Below are 18,758 nucleotides of genomic sequence, written 5' to 3' on the forward strand. Positions count from 1 at the left end.
ACATCAATCCCCCAACGGCAGGTTGAGTTGGGTCGTTTCCGTTGAACGGCGTCGCCTCGGAGTGCTTCGCTTGCGGCTGCCGTGTTTGGTTTGGATTGCAGCGGCCTCTGCCTGGAACGCAGGGCTGCGTCTGACGGCCCAGATGCGATCGCGCGCCAGACTTGCAGCAGCAAGATGATCAAAGACACGCTCTGGATACCTTTTGCCGACAATCGCCGCGGCGTCCGGGGCCGACCATGGCTCGTGTAGATAAATATCGGGTATCTCCGCTAATTCTGGCACCCATTGGCGCGTAAACACGCCCGTCGGGTCCTGATCCCAGCCCTGCTTTACCGGGTTATAAATCCGCACCGCATTGATCCCGGTTGTGCCCGATTGCATCTGGACCTGATTCCAGTGAATTCCCGGCTCATAATCTGTGAATAATCGGGCCAGCTCTAACCCGGGCGCGCGCCAATGCAGCCACAGATGATAACTGGCTGTTGCCATCAGCATCGCCCGCATCCGAAAATTCAACCAGCCCGTGGCGCGTAAAGACCGCATGCACGCATCCACAAACGGGTACCCTGTTTGGCCGCTGGCCCACGCGGCCAACAGGCTTGCGTCGGGCAAAGCCGGGCGAAGTTCATCGTACATGTGATGCAGGTTTTCGAACTCAATCCGGGGACCATCTTCCAGCTTCTGAATAAAGTGGCAGTGCCAATGCAACCGACCTGAAAACGCGCGCAACGATTTGCGCCATGTCTTCGCCTGTGGCCCCAACCCCTGTCTGCGCTGCTGGGTGGCTTGCGCCACCTCGCGCACCGACAGCGCCCCCCACGCCAGATAAGGAGAGAGGCGCGAACACGCATGCGCGCCTTCGCTCGGCGACGACATTGCACGCTGATAGTTTTCTCCGCGCGTGTGCAGAAAACTATCCAGAATTCGAAGACCGGCCCGGCGGCCCCCGGTTTGTCGCGCGGGACAAGAATCCGGTTTCAGATCAAGATCTGCGGCTGCGGGCAGGCGACCCAAGCCAATGTCGGTTGCATTCAGAACAGGTGGCAAAGATTGCGCTTGATCCATGAACCTATCCCAGCGTCTGGCCCAACCATCGCGAGATGGCATACGCCGCAACACCCCATGGTTCTGCACCTCATGCCAGAATACTCCGTTTGCTTTGCACCATGCCGCCACCACAAGATCACGCTGGTAGGTCCAGCCGTTTCCGGTTTCTTCGTGCGACCAAAGTGCTGATAGCCGCCGCTGCTGGCGCAATTCTGTCAGTATCTCGACAACCGAACCCATCCGGATCACCAAAGGTTGCCCCCGCGCGGCCAAATCGCCTTGCAACTCGGCCAGTGTTTCAGAAACGAATTCCCAGTGCCTTGCGGACATATCGGGTTGCTGCCAAAGCTCAGGCTCAACCACATAGAGTGGCAACACATCTCCGCGTTCAGCAGCCCGCGCGAGTGCTGCGTTGTCATGAACTCTGAGATCCCGCTTGAACCAGACGACTTGCATTTCTTAACCCGGGTGGCGACGTACTTACCTGAATGCAAGCTAGACCCATGCGCACCTCTATCCAGTCGGGCGGGCGCATGTTTGATTTGTTTTCCTGATGCGGATCGCCGTCTGCGCCACCCGGTATGTACCGCCCCTGCAATCAGCAAAAACTCAACAGTTCTTACGATAGGGACAGAACCACACAACAAGGCCTTGCGCGGCGTTCGCCGCAGAGGCACCCTGCGCATGAAGGCGTCTCACTTATTTGCGCCGAATCCTGTCAGCTCTGCCTGAACCGTTAAAAGGATACCGATGCAACTGCTCGCCCCAACCCTGTTTGCGCTTCTGAGTATCGCAAGCCACGTATCGGCTCAGAACGCGGCTTACGTTGGATCGGATACCTGCACCGATTGTCACCGCGCCGAGGCAGAAGCGTGGGAGGGATCGCACCACGCGAAGGCCTGGACCGAGGCCACTCCTGACAACATCCGCGCTGATTTCAATGGCACCTCATTCACGCTGGACGACATGACCGCGCGCTTTCGCATCGAGGATGACGGGCGCCATCATGTCACCGTCACCGAAAGAAACGGCGAAACGACGGATTACCCGGTACATTCGGTTGTCGGCATCGAACCCTTGCAACAATATCTGCTCGAAACCGAGCCGGGCCGGTTGCAGAGTTTCGACGTCGTCTGGGACACCGAGAAAGCAGAGTGGTTTCATCTTTACCCCAGCCAGAACGTCCCCCCCGAGGACGGGCTGCATTGGACGGGACCGTATAAAAACTGGAACGCACGCTGCGGAGTGTGCCACGCAACCGGATATGATGCGGGGTATGATCCAGTCTCAGAGACTTACCAGACAACCCAGTCCGAAATCGGAGTCGGTTGTGAGGCCTGCCACGGCCCGGGCAGCGCCCACCTTGATTGGGCGGCGAGCGACAAGCAGCCACCGTCCAACTATGGGTTTTTGGCCGATCTGTCCCAACGCGAAGGATTGATCCAGCAGTGTGCAGGTTGCCATTCCAGGCGCGAAGCCTTCTTTGACGGCAGCCCGATGCCGGGCGCCTCATACCATGACGCCTACAACCTGTCGCTGCTGCGTCCCGGCCTATATCATCCTGACGGCCAGATCAGGGATGAGGTCTATGTCTACGGCTCTTTCCTGCAGTCGAAAATGTATAACAAAGGCGTCACCTGTTCCGACTGCCATGATGCGCATACTGCGCAGGTGATTGCCGAAGGCAACGCGGTCTGTACCCAATGCCACAATCCCGCAGGCAACCCACGCTTTCCCAGCCTGCCATTGGCCGAGTTTGACAGCCCGGCCCATCATCATCACCCCGATGGCAGCGCCGGGGCCCAGTGCAAATCCTGCCATATGACCGAGCAGGTCTATATGGGCAACGACTGGCGCGCAGACCATGCCTTTCGCATCCCTCGCCCTGATTTGAACCTTGAGACCGGTGCCCCAGATGCCTGCACAAGTTGCCACACCGATCAAACGCCGGATTGGGCGGCGGCTCAACTGCGCGGCTGGTTTCCCGACAGCGCCAATCGCGGACCGCATTTCGGGCAGGTTCTGGCGCGGGCACAGATCAACACCGCTCTGGCCTCGGACGATCTGGTGGCGCTGGCACGCAGCCCGACCAGCCCCGCCTTGATCCGGGCGACAGCCATCTGGCTGATTGGCCAGACGGATGATCCGGCCCAGATCAACCGGATCGCCGATCTTGTTGGCGCAGCCGACCCCAGCATCCGGTCCGCAACGGTCGAAGCCCTGCGTGGCCTGCCGGGGCCAGAGCGCGTGCAAAAATTGCTGCCGATGCTGGATGACCCAAAGCGCAATGTCCGGATCGCCGTCGCACGGGTTCTGTTCAATGCACCGATCGCGCAGCTGCCTGAGACAGCCGCAGCGGCCTTCCGGGGCGCCATGGATGAGTGGCAGGGCGCAATGGCGGCCCGACTGGACTTTCCGGAAACGCATCTGCAACTTGGCGGCTTCGCATTGACGACCCGCAATTTGACTGCAGCAGATCGCGCTTTTGCCCGCGCAGTTGAACTGGACCCCAAGCTGGTCGATGCATGGATCATGCGGATTCGCATCGCGGCCGTGTCTGGCCAGAATACAAAGATGCAATCGCTCATCGCGGATGCCACGCGCGCCAATCCCGAAGATTTTGCATTGCAAAGCATCATTTCCCAGTTGACCGGTAGCCAGCTGGACCTGTTACCGCCACCTGCTGAGCCAAACGATTAGAGGCAGGATAAATTGGCTTTGGGCGTCCATCACCGCTTGTAAAACGAGCGGTGAGGGTGCCTGATATTTCGGCGTTGAGCGCAGAGCCCCGCGAGGTGCAAGCACCTCAGGCAGGTGCGGGTGCAGGGGGCTGCGCATGTGTGTATGCTTAGTCGAAGAACACTTTTAGCCCGAAATATGGCCCATGCTGAGTGACATCATAGGCAAACTCACCCGAGTCGAGTGTGTCGCTGTAGTCGACACTGAAGAAACGATAGCCGAACGTAATCGCCGTTCTGTCCCAGGGCTGATAGTCAAAACCGATATTCGCGCCAACTTGCAGGTCGTTCCCCCCGGCCCCAAAACCGCCCAAGTCCAACGAGGCGATGGTTGTCCATCGTTCGTTGACCCGCCACATCCCACGGACACCGATAACCGGCTCGACCCAGCTTTCGTCGCCGCCCAGAGTGGGTGGATTTGTCGGGCCGGGCGTTTCGAACTTAATTTCTTGCCGGATCGAGTTATACCGAGCACCGCCTTGCAGATCGACGGTATAGCGCTGGTTGCCCGCACCGTATACACCGTCCGCGACACGATAGGCACCCATGATGGCGAACCATTTCTGGCGCACATCTATGTCAACTTCGGTGCTGCGTGGACCCGGCAATGTCACATCTTCGCCGATACCCACATAATTGGCGTCGACAATGATCCCCCAATCACCATTCCACCCTTCATAGCGACCGGCGGCGGTGAAATCGAGAACGTCCAGTACATCGCCGAGATCCAGATCAAGATCGGCGGAAACCCCTGCTACCGTAGAGGTTCCCGTGGTCCTAAGCGGTGTGAACAGGTAAAAGCCAAGCGCGTGACGCCAGCCTTCTTCGTCCTGTCCCGGTGCCGGCAACGACTGCGCATTTGCCCAGCCGACGAGCGAACAGGAACACGCCGCGAGAGTTATCGTCCAGACAGCTGATCTGATTGCCATCGTTCAATCTCCTTAGAACAAAATGCACACGAGCCGCAGCGCGGTGCCTTACCACCATTCGCTCACTTGCTGACCGAGGATTGTTTGAGAAGGAAAGCCTCAACTGCAGCCTGCGTTTCCGGACGCAGGTTTTCGATGCCCTCGTAAGGCACCCCGCGCGCGGGTTCGGTATCGGGATACTTCTCCTTGCGTTGCAGGTGGCGTCTCAGAATGCGCACGAATTCTTGACCACCCCACGCGCCGACCTCGGTCGAGACAGGGTATTTCTCGTGCGTGTCGCGGTAGACGTCAAAGAAATCTGCAAGGATAGCGCTTTCACCGGACCCCGGAATGCGCAGCTTGAGCTGATCTTTGATGATCGCCCGAGGCGTGTGGACGGAATAGACAATCAAGTGATCCCGTCTGCCCTTTGTCTCGCCCAACAACAACAGCGCCGACTGGTCCACACCGTCTACCAGCCGATCCCTGGGGATACCGGCCTCTGCGCCGGCAAATCGTGCAAGTGTCGTGTAAAGGTCCGAGACATGGACAATGTCACCGACAATCCCATCAGCCTCGATCATTCCCGGCCAGCGGATGAAACTGTCGACCCGGATGCCGCCTTCTGATACATCACCCTTTCCGCCTGCAAACACCATCGGTGTAAAACCGGATTGCGGTGAGTATTTGGTGAAGTGCCCATTGTCGCCCATGACGACCACGATGGTGTTTTCCGTCAGGCCAAGCGCGTCCATTTCGTTGAAGATATCACCCAGCCAACTGTCGAGCTGCTGCATTTTGTCGACATAAAGCCCGCCATTTGGTGATTGTGGCCCACCACGGCCCGCGCGCGTGTTGTCCAGCGGGATCAAAGGCCAGTATTGCAAGAAAAAGGGCTTGTCGCCGCCTGCAAGTTCACGCAGCTTTTCAAGCGTCTGATCCTGATAACGCTTGTTCATGTCGTCATACTTTTCGGCTGTCCAGCGTTCACCCGCGGCCATTTCGACTTCGCGCGCGGCACCGCCCCGCTCGGCCTCAAGCCCGGTGACCATGGCGGCCGGATCGGGGCGAAAGAAATCGTCCAGAATGAAACGATCATCAAAATCCGCGATACCGACCGAGACCTGTTCCTTGATCGCGTCATCATTGTAAATCGTCAGCTGTCCCTGCTGATGGACTGGAAAGCCCGCCCAGTCGAACCCCTGATTGTGCGGCCAGGCCTCGGGGATATCTCCCATGTGCCACTTTCCGACATGGACCGTCGCATAACCCGCGTCAGATAGCACCTCGGCCAGCGTTACCTCATCGGCTGGCAGTCCAAACCCGGCGATATCGACGGTTGTATCACCCATTCCCATCCGAACCGGCAATCGCCCGGTCATCATTGCAACCCGTGTCGGCGTGCATGAAGGTTCGGTATACATGCGAACCATGCGCATCGCTTCATCAGAAAAGGCGTTGATATGAGGAGTTGAATAGCCGCGCACGGCGTTCAGCTCGGGAATACCAAGATCGCCAAACCCGATATCGTCGATCAGAATATTGAGGATATTCGGAGGCCTGCCCTCATTCGAGCGTCGAAACGCCTCAAGCAACTGATCGACCTCAGCATTGTCTTCGGCCCATTGCTCAGCGTTCTGAGCTTCGAGGATGTAGTATTCGGCATCGTGGATGATGGGTGCGTTTTGCGCAACTGCGGTGCTTGCCACAAGACAAAGGGGCGCTAAGAAGCCAGACAGTTTTTTCATATCAATCTCACTCACTCTGATCCGGTGCTTGGCCGGTTACGGGTTTGGGGGAAATCACTGAATCGCCTGCGTTGTCCTGCAGCGCGCCAACGCGATTGATGTCTGTATTGGGAAAGAACTCGACCCAGACATGCCAGAACATGCCTGATCGCAGAGTTTCAACGCGGCTCAGCCTGCCGCAATTTGCTTGCCCGAAAAAGTCAATGCTGGTGATCGGGGCTCCACTGTCATTGTACCATGCGCCGACGCTCTCATAGGCGGGATCGTACGACACAACGACATCTCGCCCGCCCACCCTTGCATTGATCAACCCCTGATGCGCGGCGATGAAATCATCGGTCCAACAGACCGCATCTTCGCCAACCGTTATGCCCCAGACATAGGTCTTGTTCGGAAGGCGATCATCGCTGTGGCTCATGTTGTCCATGACCGGTGCGGATTCTTGATGCTGCTTGGCGATACCCGACGAGAACACCGTCTCGGTAAACGTGTCGAACAATCTGAGAAGTGGGTTCGACGACGGTTTGTTCAGAAACACTTCGCCATCCGGGAAAGCCTTCTGAAACCCGCGAAAGCTCATCCGATAGGTCGGCCAGGGCGTCATCGCAGATTGCTTGGACGCATCGCTGTCGAAATGGCCATAAATCTGCTGTATCGGTTCACCGCTGACATTATCGCGCAGGATCAGATTGTTCCCATGCTGGGCCATCACTTCGAGATCCAGTCGCTTGCCATCAATGACCGGCTTGTACGCCAGACCCAGATTGGCCATGGCGCAATAGGTCATCACGATGTCATCGCCGCCGAGCCCATCAGCATCCCCGGCCAGATGTGGTCGCATCAACTGAGCGTCCGCATGCGCCCGCGCATGACCGTTGTTTTCGATCACCAGAACACTTGCCGATGGGTTGATGAACTGCCGGGCTTCGGAAATGGGATAGTAACGTGCACTGTTCTGCTGATTGCGCAGACCCACATGCACCCAGACCCAGGGGAACACGAAGAGGAATATGATCACGAAGGTGATAGCGGGCGCGCCCAGAAAGAACAGCCATCGTGGCCCCCCGCCCATCAGATGTCCGGTCAGCATCAGGACCAGACCGGCGATGCCGATAGCGAGATAGCGGTTTTCATTGCGGATAAAGCGGATCATGTTGTTCCGCTTTACCTTAAGCACCATCTGACTGACGTCACCGAGGTCGCGAAAATACATGGAACCAATGGTCAAAGACACGATGAGCCCAACGTAAAACAGAATACTCGCAAGCATCTGGACCACCTTTCCGTCATGTTCAGCCTTGCGGGGGGCCCGACACCGAAGCCAGGTAATGTCGGATTTCGCCCTCAAGCCCCCGAAGGCTATCGATCAAATCAGGGTAAGCAGGATCATCCGCATCGCATGGCAACAGAGCAGCCAAACTTTCGTAGTCCGTACAGATTTGGGCAAACACGGTGTCCGAACTGCGCAGGCGTCCGATCTCATTTGCCTGCTCTGCAAACAACATCGAAAGTGCCTCCATTACGCTCCTCAATCTCTTGATCCCGGTTGTGCCCTACGATGAGATGTATCCTTTCCCCCTTTCCCACTACTGTCGTCGAAATTCACTTACATATTCAGGTATCTTAACGTATGTTACGACGTAACACGTTATTTTCCAGAGGCTTACACAGCGATAAAGCCATGCAATTGACGCCAGAGCACTCTGAACCAGGATTTGACAGGCGCTCCGATACCCCCTCGGATGCTGAGATTCGGCAGGCTTTGGACGCGATATTGGACAGTCCTGAATTCGACGGCGCCGAGCGGTTACAGTCATTTCTGCGCTATGTCGTCGAGAAACTGCTGGCCGGGCAATCCGACGACATACGAGCCAAATCAATCGCCGAAGACGTCTACCGGATCTCGCTAGACGCAAGCGGTGACCCAATGGCCGTCGTACGTGTCGACGCAGGTCGTATGCGGCGGCGTCTGGCCAGCTATTACTCGAACTCAGGTAAAGACGAGTGTCTGCGCATCCATGTCGATCCCGGTGGATACGTGCCCCGCTTTGAGATGCTGAAACCGCATCCGCAGAAAGAACCGGTGCCGCCGGCACGAGGAAGCTGGCTGTTGGTCATGGCTATCCTGGCAGTGCTGATGGTCGGCGCGGGCGCCCTTTATCATTTCGGGATGTCCAGAACATCTGAAGAAAAGGCCGCGTCGCCTGTAACCAACCAACAACAAGCGGTCCGTGAGGCGCTGTTTTCGACGAACCCAACAAAACTGCAAGCACTGAACTTGGCCGAAGAAGCGCGGCCACTGATGTTTCCGGTGTTGGACCGAGAACGCATAAAAGCGGTGCGCGAGATGTTCGAACGCGCCATCGCGCTGGACGAGACCTATTTCGGTGGCTACGCAGGGTCCGCGCAAGCAACAAGCATTCTGGCGATCACTACACCGCCCGGCGACGAAAAACGCGCGCTTCTGGACCTGGCAGAACAGCGCGCCGAAGAGGCGGTAGAGCTGGCCCCCGATCAAGGGTGGAGCCACTCGGCGCTTGCATTGGTGTCCTTTGCCAAACGTGACTTTGACGCGGCGCTTGCTCAATCCTCACGCGCCATCAACCTTTCCCCCGACGATATCCATGTGACCAATTTCGACGCATTGTTTGCGTTGTTTGGTGGGGCCTTCGACCGCGCGATCGCATCCGCCAGACGTGCAGAGCAGAACGACACTTCGAACCTGCGCTTTCCCTACAGAAGCGTTTTGGCCTCAGCCAGTTATCATCTTGGGGACTTTCAGGGGTCCATCGACCAGTTCAACGAAGCGATACGGCTAGGAGACCCGGTAAGCGCCATCTCGATCGGCTACCTTGCCGCCAGCTATCAACAACTCGGCGAAACCGAGCAGGCAAGTGCCACCGCATTGCTGTTGGACGAGGCGTGGCCGGGATACCCTCTGGCTGCTCTGTTTCGAACTTTGTTTGCCAATCGGGATCATGCCGAAGAGATCTTGAGCGCGCTGGACGACATTGAGTCCCAGCCAACTGAATAAGGAGCCGGTCAAAAGACCGTTCTTCGGCGTCTTCTGTCCGTGTCATCGCCGCCGATTTCCCACCCTGAGCCATCGGCGCACGTACAATAAACGGATGGCTTCATGGTCGATGCGGTCCAGGGGCGGTTTGCGAAGGGCTTAAGTGGACCGGGCTTCATCCTCGCGCTGCCGGGTTCGACCGACTGTGCGTAAGGCAGCATAAAGATCATGGAATTGCTCAAGGCGCTCCGACAGCTTGTTCATATCGGCCGGATCGAACCGATCCGATGTTGGCGGCTGGACCCCCAGATCTTCCCGATTCAATGCACCATCTCCAAACGCTGCCAGCCGCGCTGCGCCATAGGCCGGACCAGCATCCGCCCCATCAGAGCGCAAGATCGGTTTTCCCGTGACGGTTGCGATCAGTCCCAGCAGAAAATCTGACCGGCTACCGCCTCCGATCGCGGCAAGCTCGGTTAGATTGTCGATGGTGCCACCAAAGCTTTGCGCAGCATCGGCAAAACAAAATGCAATCGCCTCAACCACAGAACGGCAGATATCTGCGCGCGTTGTCGCATCCTCCAGTCCAAAGAAACACGCACGGATATGCGGGTCGCCAAGCGGGCTACGCTCGCCCGTCAGATATGGCAGAAATACCGGCACCCGATCGCCACTGGCTGTTTCTGCCAGGGCCACAACCTCGGCAGCCGATAGTCCCAATTGATTGCCGATCCAGGCAATTGGCCGTGCGCCGTTCAGCATCGCCGCCATCTGGTACCAGCGATCAGGCAAAGTGTGCGCAAACGCATGCACGTAGCGTTCCGGATTGGGTTTGAAGCTGTGATCTGCCACAAACAACTGGCCGGATGTCCCTAAAGAGATAAACCCGCGCCCCGGTTCGGTGGCCCCCAGAGATACCGCTCCTGTTGCTGCATCTCCGCCTCCGGCGACAACCGGAATGCCTTGCTTCAAGCCGGTATCAACCGCGGCCTGCGCGGTCACGGCCCCAACAACCTCGTGACCGTCGAAAACCTCGGGCAGCCAATCAGGCGCAACATCCGTGGCCCGGGCGATGCCGGCGTGCCAGCCGCGCGCCGCCTGATCGAACCACAGTGTTCCCGCAGCGTCCGAAGTGTCGGTGGCCAGTTCGCCATGCAGCCGCAAACCGATGTAGTCCTTGGGCAGCAGGATCTTTGCAAGCCGCGCATAGTTGGCCGGTTCATGCTTCTTCACCCACGCGACCTTGGGCGCAGTGAACCCTGGCAAAGGCAGAACACCCGCGATCTGGCCGATCCGAGGTTCGGCCACGCGCAGCTCATCGCACTCTTGTGTCGCTCGGCTATCATTCCACAGGATCGCCGCCCGGATCGGGCGCAGATCGCAATCGAGCAGAACGGCCCCGTGCATCTGACCAGACAATCCGACGGCTTTGACATCCGACAGCGTGATTTGTCCGGCAAGCAGGCTTAACGCATCGCAAGTCGCTCGCCACCAAAGGTCCGGGTGTTGTTCGGACCAACCCGGTTGTGGCGAGGAGGTCTCTATCCCGACCGAGGCGGTTGCCAGAATTCGGTCCGTATCTGCGCAGACAACCTTGACCGCAGACGTGCCGATATCGATGCCCAGATACATTCAAACCTCTTGTCCGATGCAGAAACCCGGTACTTATCGGGCTATTGAATTTTTTATCGCGCGGAAAGAATATGTAAAGCTATGATAAGATCAAGGCGGACCGATCCGGCAGGCAGACTGGCATGACCAAAATTAAGAACATGGAAGAATTCGCCGCCCTCAGCGGCATCTCGCGACCCACGGTATCGAAGTATTTCCATGATCCTGACAGCGTTCGCCCAACGACACGGGCGCGCATAGAAGAGGCGTTGGCACAGTTTGACTACCGCCCAAACATCTATGCCGTGAACCAGAACCGGAAGCTGACCAAGAATATCGGTATTGTCCTACCTTATCTGTCCGATCCCTTCTTTGCCGAAATCGCGCGCTATCTGGAACAAAGCTGTATCGCTGCGGGCTATCGCCCTTCATTGTTCAGCTCTCATGGGGAACAAAAACTGGAGAACGACATTCTGGACGGGCTGCAATCCATGAAGCCCGCAGGTGTTTTACTGGCACCATTGGGGCGCATCTCTGACCGATCCGCGATCGAAAAGTTCTGCGCCAATGTGCCGACCGTCCTGTTCGACAGCAACCTTGAGGGTTTGGGAGCCGCCTTCATAGGCTCGGACAATTTCAGCTTTGTATCTCAGACTGTGGAATACATGACCCGGACCGGCGAGCCCCCCTCGTTCTTTGAGATGAGGACTCCCGCAAACCCGAACGCCAATAAACGCAGGAAGGCTTATATAGAGGTGATGGAACGCCTCGGGTTTGAGCCACATATTATCAGGGTTGACGGCAAAGGCTGGGCCTTTGAGGAAATCGGGCACCGTGGAGCCCTGAAAATACTGGAAGAAGACGGGCTAAAGACAGATTCCGTTCTATGCAGCAACGACCGGCTTGCCATCGGCTTTCTGGCCGCCTGTTTCGAAAGGGGGATTCGGGTCGGTCGGAAAGATGATTGCACGCTGCGGGTCGCCTCAAACGACGATCATCCTTTTGCGAAATTCACCTGCCCATCTCTTACCACAGCGGCGCATGACTATGACAACGTCGCCGGACGCAGTGTCGAAACGCTGTTTGAACTCATTGAAAATGGTGGGAAATTCGAGGATCGAAACGAGACGCTTTTTCCGGCGCGGCTGGTTTTGCGGGACTCTGCTTAGCTTCATTTTTTTAACGCGCGTAAAGTTTTTATTGACTGCGCGACAACTTACACTCTACCTTTCCTGTACGACATCCAAGCTCAGGGAGGACAGGGATGTATCTGAAACACGCACTTCGTGCGGCGACTGCTTTGACTTTCGTCGCGACGGCGGCGGCCCACGCGCAATCCATAACGATCGCCACGGTGAACAACGGCGACATGATCCGGATGCAGGGCTATACCGACAAATTCACCGAGGCGACTGGCATTGACGTCGAATGGGTCACACTGGAGGAAAACGTGCTGCGTCAGCGCGTGACCACAGACATCACCACCAAAGGCGGTCAGTTCGACATCATGACCATCGGCATGTACGAAACCCCGATCTGGGGGGCCAATGGCTGGCTGGTGCCGCTGGACGGCCTGTCCGAAGGCTACGACGTAGGTGATCTTCTGCCTGCCATGGCGGGCGGTCTGAGCAACGACGGCACGCTGTATGCCGCGCCGTTCTACGGCGAAAGCTCGATGATCATGTATCGCACCGACCTGATGGAACAGGCCGGAATGGAGATGCCAAAGGCACCGACATGGCAGTTCATCCGCGAGGCGGCCGCTGCAATGACAGACCGTGACAACGACATCAACGGCATCTGCCTGCGCGGCAAGGCCGGTTGGGGTGAGGGCGGTGCCTTTATCACCGTGACTGCAAACTCCTTCGGCGCGCGCTGGTTCGATGAGGATTGGAAGCCCCAGTTCGATCAGCCGGAATGGAAAGAGGCACTGACCTTCTTCGTCGACATGATGAATGAATCCGGCCCGGCCGGCTACGCCACCAATGGGTTCAACGAAAACCTGTCGCTGTTCCAGCAGGGCAAGTGCGGCATGTGGATCGACGCCACGGTTGCGGCATCCTTCGTGACGAACCCTGATGACTCGACGGTGGCGGATAAGGTCGGCTTTGCCCTGGCCCCAAACTCGGAAGGCGTGGACAAACGCGCAAACTGGCTTTGGGCGTGGGCTTTGGCCATTCCGGCGGGCACGCAGCAAGAGGATGCCGCCAAGCAGTTCATCGAATGGGCGACCTCGAAGGAATACATCGAGCTGGTTGCTGAAAACGAGGGTTGGGCAAACGTACCTCCGGGCGCGCGGACCTCATTGTATGAGAACCCAAACTATCAAGAGGTCCCCTTTGCAGCGATGACGCTGGAATCGATACTTGCGGCTGATCCACAGAACTGCTGTGCGCAGCCGACGCCCTATACCGGCATCCAGTTCGTTGCGATCCCCGAGTTTGCAGGCATCGCAACACAGGTCAGCCAAGAGTTCTCGGCGGTTTACGCCGGACAGCAATCGGTTGATGAAGCCCTTGCCAAAGCACAGGCCTTTACCGCCGAAGAGATGGAAGCCGCAGGGTACTAAGGCATCCTCCCTAGTGGGGGACAGGAGATCTGTCCCCCGCATCTTACTTTGACAACTCATGTTTTTCTCGCAGGCTAGCATTACGCCTGAACAGAGAGGGTTTGCGTCATGGCAACTCAACACTCCCGATCCGTTGCGCGCCTGATGATGGCACCTGCAGTGGTCCTGCTGCTTGGCTGGATGCTGGTGCCGCTGACGATGACGCTGTATTTTTCCTTCAAGAAATATCTGCCCCTGCGCGGTGGTGATCTGGGATGGGTTGGCTTTGAGAACTACGTCCGGTTCGTATCTTCCAGCACCTTCTGGCCCGCAGTACAGGCCACCCTGCTGATCGTCGGCGGCGTGCTGGTCATTACGGTGGTTCTTGGCATCCTACTGGCCATGCTGCTGGACCAGCCGATGTGGGGGCAAGGCGTCGTCCGTATCCTTGTGATCGCGCCCTTCTTTGTCATGCCCACCGTGTCCGCGCTGGTCTGGAAGAACATGTTCATGGATCCGGTGAACGGACTGCTGGCCCATCTGTGGCGCTTTTTCGGGGCCGAGCCGATCTCATGGCTGTCCGAAGCGTCGATGACCTCGATCATCATGATCGTCTCATGGCAGTGGCTGCCCTTTGCGACACTGATCCTGCTGACGGCGATCCAGTCGCTGGACAGCGAACAGCTGGAAGCCGCCGAAATGGATGGCGCGCCCGTACTAAAACGGTTCTACCACATCGTCCTGCCGCATCTGAGCCGCGCGATTACCATCGTGATCCTGATCCAGACGATCTTCCTTTTGTCGATCTTCGCCGAGATTTTCGTGACCACCGGCGGCGCATTCGGCACCCGTACACTCACCTACCTGATCTTCCAGCGCGTGCTGGAGAGCCAGAATGTCGGCCTTGGATCAGCCGGAGGTGTCTACGCAATCATCTTAGCCAATATCGTTGCGATCTTCCTGATGCGCATCGTCGGCAAGAACTTGGACGCGTGAGGAGGTAAGACCATGGCCCGCGCTGTCACAACCCGCCGCAAATCGCTGAACACCGCCCTCGCCTGGGCTGTAGGATTACTGATCTTTTTCCCGATCCTCTGGACCATCCTGACCAGCTTCAAGACCGAGGCACAGGCGATCGCCAGCCCACCGATTTTTCTGAACTTCGACTGGACGCTGGAAAACTATGCCATCGTGCAGGAACGCTCGGATTACATGCGCTTTCTTTGGAATTCGGTCATCATAGCAGGCGGTTCCACCCTTTTGGGCGTGATCATCGCAGTCCCTGCAGCTTGGGCCATGGCCTTTGTCCCATCCAAGCGGACCAAGGACATCCTGTTGTGGATGCTGTCCACCAAGATGTTGCCTGCGGTTGGCGTGCTGTACCCGATCTACCTGCTGTTCATTCAGTTGGGCCTGCTGGATACGCGCGGAGGACTGGTCGTCGTCCTGATGCTGATCAACCTGCCGATCATCGTCTGGATGCTCTACACCTATTTCCGCGAGATCCCGGGTGAAATTCTGGAAGCCGCGCGGATGGACGGAGCGACGTTGAAAGAAGAAATCCTCTACGTCCTCACGCCCATGGCCATCCCCGGCATCGCATCGACCGTTCTGCTGAACTTCATCCTGGCTTGGAACGAGGCATTCTGGACCCTCAACCTGACCGCCGTCGATGCCGCCCCACTAACGGCCTTCATCGCCAGCTATTCAAGCCCCGAGGGCCTGTTCTTTGCCAAGCTCAGCGCGGCCTCGACCATGGCGATTGCACCAATCCTGATCCTTGGCTGGTTCAGCCAGAAACAACTTGTCCGCGGCCTGACCTTCGGCGCTGTGAAATAAGGAACACGACACATGGGACGCATTCAACTCAAGTCCGTGACCAAAAGCTTCGGCGACGTGCAGGTCATTCCACCGCTGGACCTGACCATCGAAGATGGCGAGTTCACCGTCTTTGTCGGCCCCTCGGGTTGCGGTAAATCCACCCTGCTGCGCCTGATCGCGGGATTGGAGGACATCACCAGTGGCCATATCGAGATCGACGGGTCGGACGCCACCGATGTACCGCCCGCCAAACGCGGACTGGCGATGGTTTTCCAATCCTATGCGCTCTATCCGCATATGTCCGTGCGCAAGAACATTGCCTTTCCGCTGCGCATGGCCAAGCTGGACCAGGCCGAGATCGACAAGCGCGTCGAAGGCGCGGCCAGTGTCCTGAACCTGACTGACTACCTGGATCGCCGTCCCGGCCAACTCTCGGGTGGGCAACGCCAACGGGTCGCCATCGGGCGCGCGATTGTCCGCGAGCCTGCGGCATTCCTTTTTGATGAACCGCTCTCGAACCTCGACGCGGCGTTGCGCGTTGGCATGAGGCTGGAGATCAGCGAACTGCACGAGCGTCTTGCAACAACCATGATCTACGTGACCCACGATCAGGTCGAAGCCATGACCATGGCCGATAAGATCGTTGTGCTTCAGGCGGGCGTGATCGAACAGGTCGGAAGCCCCCTCGAGCTATACAGGACGCCGCGAAACCTGTTTGTCGCAGGCTTCATCGGCTCACCCAAGATGAACTTCATCGAGGGCGAAGAGGCCGCAAAACATGGCGCTCAGACCATCGGGATCCGTCCGGAACACATTACGGTTTCGGCAACAGAAGGCGACTGGTCTGGTGTTGTCAGCGTCTCCGAGCACCTCGGTTCGGACACTTTCTTTCACGTTCACGAAACAGGTCTGGCCGAGACAATTACCGTTCGCGCAGATGGGGAGGTCGGGTTTCGGCACGGCGACCGCGTGCATCTTACACCCCGGGCTGATGTAATCCACCGCTTTGACGCAAAAGGCTTGCGCATCGAATGACAAGACTGACAGGCAAAACCGCTTTGATCACCGGTGCCGCGCGCGGTATCGGGCTGGCTTTTGCCAAAGCCTATGTCGCAGAGGGCGCGCGCGTTGCCATTGCCGATATCGACTTCCCACGCGCCTGTGAAGCCGCCGCTCAAATCGGTGAAGCCGCACTTGCCATCGAGATGGATGTGACGAACCAACAGAGTATTGACGACGCAATCGACAAAACCGCATCCCGGTTCGGCCCAATAGACATTCTGATCAACAACGCAGCCATTTTCACCGCCGCACCCATCGTCGAGATCGAGCGCGCCGACTACAACCGTGTGTTCGACATCAACGTCGCCGGCGCATTGTTCACAATGCAGGCTGTCGCGCGCCACATGATTGCCCACGGAACCAGAGGGCGGATCATCAACATGGCGTCCCAAGCCGGACGACGGGGCGAACCTTTGGTCGCTGTGTATTGCGCCAGCAAGGCAGCAATCATATCGCTGACCCAATCGGCGGGCCTGAACCTGATCAATCATGGGATCAACGTTAACGCCATCGCACCCGGCGTGGTGGATGGCGAACACTGGGACGGTGTGGACGCATTTTTCGCAAAACACGAGGGCAAAGCCCCGGGCCAAAAAAAGCGCGAGGTGGCTGCTGCTGTTCCATATGGCCGGATGGGACGGGCGGAAGATTTGACCGGGATGGCAGTGTTTCTGGCCTCGGACGAGGCAAAGTATGTGGTCGCACAAACCTACAACGTCGACGGTGGAAACTGGATGAGCTGATGGACCCTGTGGCGAACGCAAAACCCCCCGTGCGTCTGCGGCGCGACAGCCTTGACGCCTTGCCGGTGCAGGTCAGGCTGCCTGCATATGCGCCCTCGGACCTGACGCCGGGCATCATCCATATCGGCGTGGGCAATTTTCATCGCGCCCATCAAGCCTGGTTCATGCACCGATTGATGCAAAATGGTCAGGCCCGCGACTGGGCGATCATCGGGGCCGGCGTACGAGAATACGACGCCACGATGCGCGCGCGGCTGCTTGCACAAGACTGCCTGACGACGCTGATCGAGCTGGATCCGAAAGGGATATCAGCCGAGGTGATCGGCCCAATGATCGACTACTTACCGATCGAAGCAGACAACGCCACTTTGGTTCGTAAAATGGCCGATCCCTCTATCCGGGTTGTTTCGCTGACGGTGACCGAGGGCGGGTACTATCTGGATGCTAACACCGGTGTTTTTAACGTGGATCATGAAGATATTCGGCATGATTCAATGACCGCTGATCAACCGCGCACCGCCTTCGGAGCCATCGTAGCAGCGTTGCGGCAGCGCCGAGAGCAAGGGGTAAAGCCTTTCACCGCGCTCAGTTGCGACAACCTGCAGGGCAACGGAACGATCTTGCGCAATTGTATCGTTGGTCTGGCGCGCCAATCCGATCCCGGTCTGGCGGACTGGATTGACAGGAACGGGGCGTTCCCGAACTCGATGGTGGATTGCATCGTGCCCGCCACGACCGAGCAGGTCATAGCGCAATGCCATAGGCTTGGCGTCGATGACAACGCGCCCGTGTCGCACGAAAACTTTCGCCAATGGGTTATCGAGGATGACTTTTGCGCCGGTCGGCCACCTTTGGAACAGGTTGGGGTTACGCTGACCAATGACGTACACAGCTATGAGATCATGAAACTGCGCATCCTGAACGGCGGTCACCAACTGCTCGCAAATATTGGGGAGATCTTGAATGTCCCGACCATATCCGACTGTATGCAAGACCCCGATATCGCGGCATTCTTCAGGAAAGTTCAGAAAGACGAAATCCTGCCCCATGTGGAAGCCGTCCCCGGGACCACGCCACGGGACTACCTTCAGTTGGTCGAGCGGCGATTTGCAAACGTCGCCATTCAAGACACGACCCGCAGAGTCGCGTTCGAGGGTTCGGCTCGCCATCCGGGGTTCCTGTTGCCGTCCCTGCGCGATGCGCTTCGGTGTGGGCATTCAGCAAGCGGACTTGCACTTGCCGAAGCCCTCTGGTGCCGGATGTGCGCTGGTACGCGCGAAGACCTTTCACAGATCGAGCCGAACGATCCCCACTGGCATGACCTGAAGAAAACAGCATTGGCAGCCAAAACCAACCCAGAACTCTGGATCGACCAAAGCGCGTACTACGGTGATCTTGGTCGCAACAGCCATTTTTCCCGGTCATTCTGTTTTTGGCTGAACACAATCTGGGCGCACGGAAGTCGATCTGCTGTCGCAGATTATTGCAGCGGGGTGTCGGCGTCTGGTTAACCATACCC

15 protein-coding genes are annotated in these 18,758 nt (G+C 57.8%); 9 read left to right on the forward strand and 6 right to left on the reverse strand.

What is annotated here, in order from left to right:
* Nucleotides 1-3 precede the first annotated feature (3 nt).
* On the reverse strand, nt 4-1,503 hold the full coding sequence (locus tag ACR3EN_RS18055) for an FAD-binding domain-containing protein (protein WP_480870437.1): 1,500 nt from the start codon (nt 1,501-1,503) through the stop codon (nt 4-6).
* Between the two features lie 294 nt (nt 1,504-1,797).
* Here ACR3EN_RS18055 and ACR3EN_RS18060 point away from each other — a divergent pair, with 294 nt between their 5' ends.
* The gene (locus ACR3EN_RS18060; protein ID WP_480820564.1) at nt 1,798-3,747 is read left to right on the forward strand and encodes a multiheme c-type cytochrome; all 1,950 of its coding nucleotides are present in this window, start codon (nt 1,798-1,800) and stop codon (nt 3,745-3,747) included.
* A gap of 148 nt (nt 3,748-3,895) precedes the next feature.
* On the opposite strand, the gene ACR3EN_RS18065 is transcribed toward ACR3EN_RS18060, so the two are convergent.
* From ACR3EN_RS18065 to ACR3EN_RS18080, 4 genes are all read right to left on the reverse strand, one after another.
* Nucleotides 3,896-4,714, reverse strand: coding sequence for a hypothetical protein (locus ACR3EN_RS18065; protein ID WP_480870440.1), 819 nt, complete (start codon nt 4,712-4,714; stop codon nt 3,896-3,898).
* A gap of 62 nt (nt 4,715-4,776) precedes the next feature.
* Nucleotides 4,777-6,402: a sulfatase-like hydrolase/transferase gene (locus ACR3EN_RS18070; protein ID WP_480918471.1), complete on the reverse strand. Its 1,626-nt coding sequence runs from the start codon at nt 6,400-6,402 to the stop codon at nt 4,777-4,779.
* 46 nt (nt 6,403-6,448) lie between these two features.
* A complete protein-coding gene (locus ACR3EN_RS18075) occupies nt 6,449-7,711 on the reverse strand; it encodes a DUF3179 domain-containing (seleno)protein (RefSeq protein WP_480820558.1) in 1,263 nt (420 codons plus the stop codon).
* Nucleotides 7,712-7,733: 22 nt separating this feature from the next.
* A complete protein-coding gene (locus ACR3EN_RS18080) occupies nt 7,734-7,961 on the reverse strand; it encodes a hypothetical protein (protein WP_480820556.1) in 228 nt (75 codons plus the stop codon).
* Nucleotides 7,962-8,215: 254 nt separating this feature from the next.
* On the opposite strand from ACR3EN_RS18080, the gene ACR3EN_RS18085 reads away from it, so the two are divergent.
* Nucleotides 8,216-9,475 (forward strand): tetratricopeptide repeat protein, encoded by a 1,260-nt coding sequence (locus ACR3EN_RS18085; protein WP_480820554.1) that lies wholly within the window; start codon nt 8,216-8,218, stop codon nt 9,473-9,475.
* A gap of 138 nt (nt 9,476-9,613) precedes the next feature.
* Here ACR3EN_RS18085 and xylB read toward each other — a convergent pair whose 3' ends face one another.
* On the reverse strand, nt 9,614-11,086 hold the full coding sequence (gene xylB / locus ACR3EN_RS18090; RefSeq protein ID WP_480870443.1) for a xylulokinase: 1,473 nt from the start codon (nt 11,084-11,086) through the stop codon (nt 9,614-9,616).
* A gap of 122 nt (nt 11,087-11,208) precedes the next feature.
* On the opposite strand from xylB, the gene ACR3EN_RS18095 reads away from it, so the two are divergent.
* The 7 genes from ACR3EN_RS18095 (at nt 11,209) to ACR3EN_RS18125 (ending at nt 18,750) form a co-directional block, all read left to right on the forward strand.
* Complete coding sequence (locus ACR3EN_RS18095) at nt 11,209-12,234, forward strand: LacI family DNA-binding transcriptional regulator (RefSeq protein ID WP_480820550.1); 1,026 nt, start codon at nt 11,209-11,211, stop codon at nt 12,232-12,234.
* Between the two features lie 95 nt (nt 12,235-12,329).
* Nucleotides 12,330-13,634, forward strand: coding sequence for an ABC transporter substrate-binding protein (locus ACR3EN_RS18100; RefSeq protein ID WP_480820548.1), 1,305 nt, complete (start codon nt 12,330-12,332; stop codon nt 13,632-13,634).
* A 108-nt stretch (nt 13,635-13,742) separates the two neighbouring features.
* Nucleotides 13,743-14,609: a carbohydrate ABC transporter permease gene (locus tag ACR3EN_RS18105; protein ID WP_480820546.1), complete on the forward strand. Its 867-nt coding sequence runs from the start codon at nt 13,743-13,745 to the stop codon at nt 14,607-14,609.
* 12 nt (nt 14,610-14,621) lie between these two features.
* Nucleotides 14,622-15,452 carry a carbohydrate ABC transporter permease gene (locus tag ACR3EN_RS18110; RefSeq protein ID WP_480528231.1) on the forward strand — a complete coding sequence of 277 codons (831 nt, stop codon included), beginning with the start codon at nt 14,622-14,624 and terminating at the stop codon, nt 15,450-15,452.
* Between the two features lie 12 nt (nt 15,453-15,464).
* A complete protein-coding gene (locus tag ACR3EN_RS18115) occupies nt 15,465-16,469 on the forward strand; it encodes an ABC transporter ATP-binding protein (RefSeq protein WP_480820544.1) in 1,005 nt (334 codons plus the stop codon).
* Nucleotides 16,466-17,239, forward strand: coding sequence for an L-iditol 2-dehydrogenase (locus ACR3EN_RS18120; RefSeq protein ID WP_480820542.1), 774 nt, complete (start codon nt 16,466-16,468; stop codon nt 17,237-17,239). The genes ACR3EN_RS18115 and ACR3EN_RS18120 overlap by 4 nt, the downstream gene beginning before the upstream one ends.
* Nucleotides 17,239-18,750, forward strand: a complete 1,512-nt coding sequence (locus tag ACR3EN_RS18125; protein ID WP_480870446.1) for a mannitol dehydrogenase family protein — start codon at nt 17,239-17,241, stop codon at nt 18,748-18,750. The genes ACR3EN_RS18120 and ACR3EN_RS18125 overlap by 1 nt, the downstream gene beginning before the upstream one ends.
* Nucleotides 18,751-18,758: the final 8 nt, after the last annotated feature.

The sequence above is a fragment of the Ruegeria sp. G7 genome, from assembly GCF_056535465.1.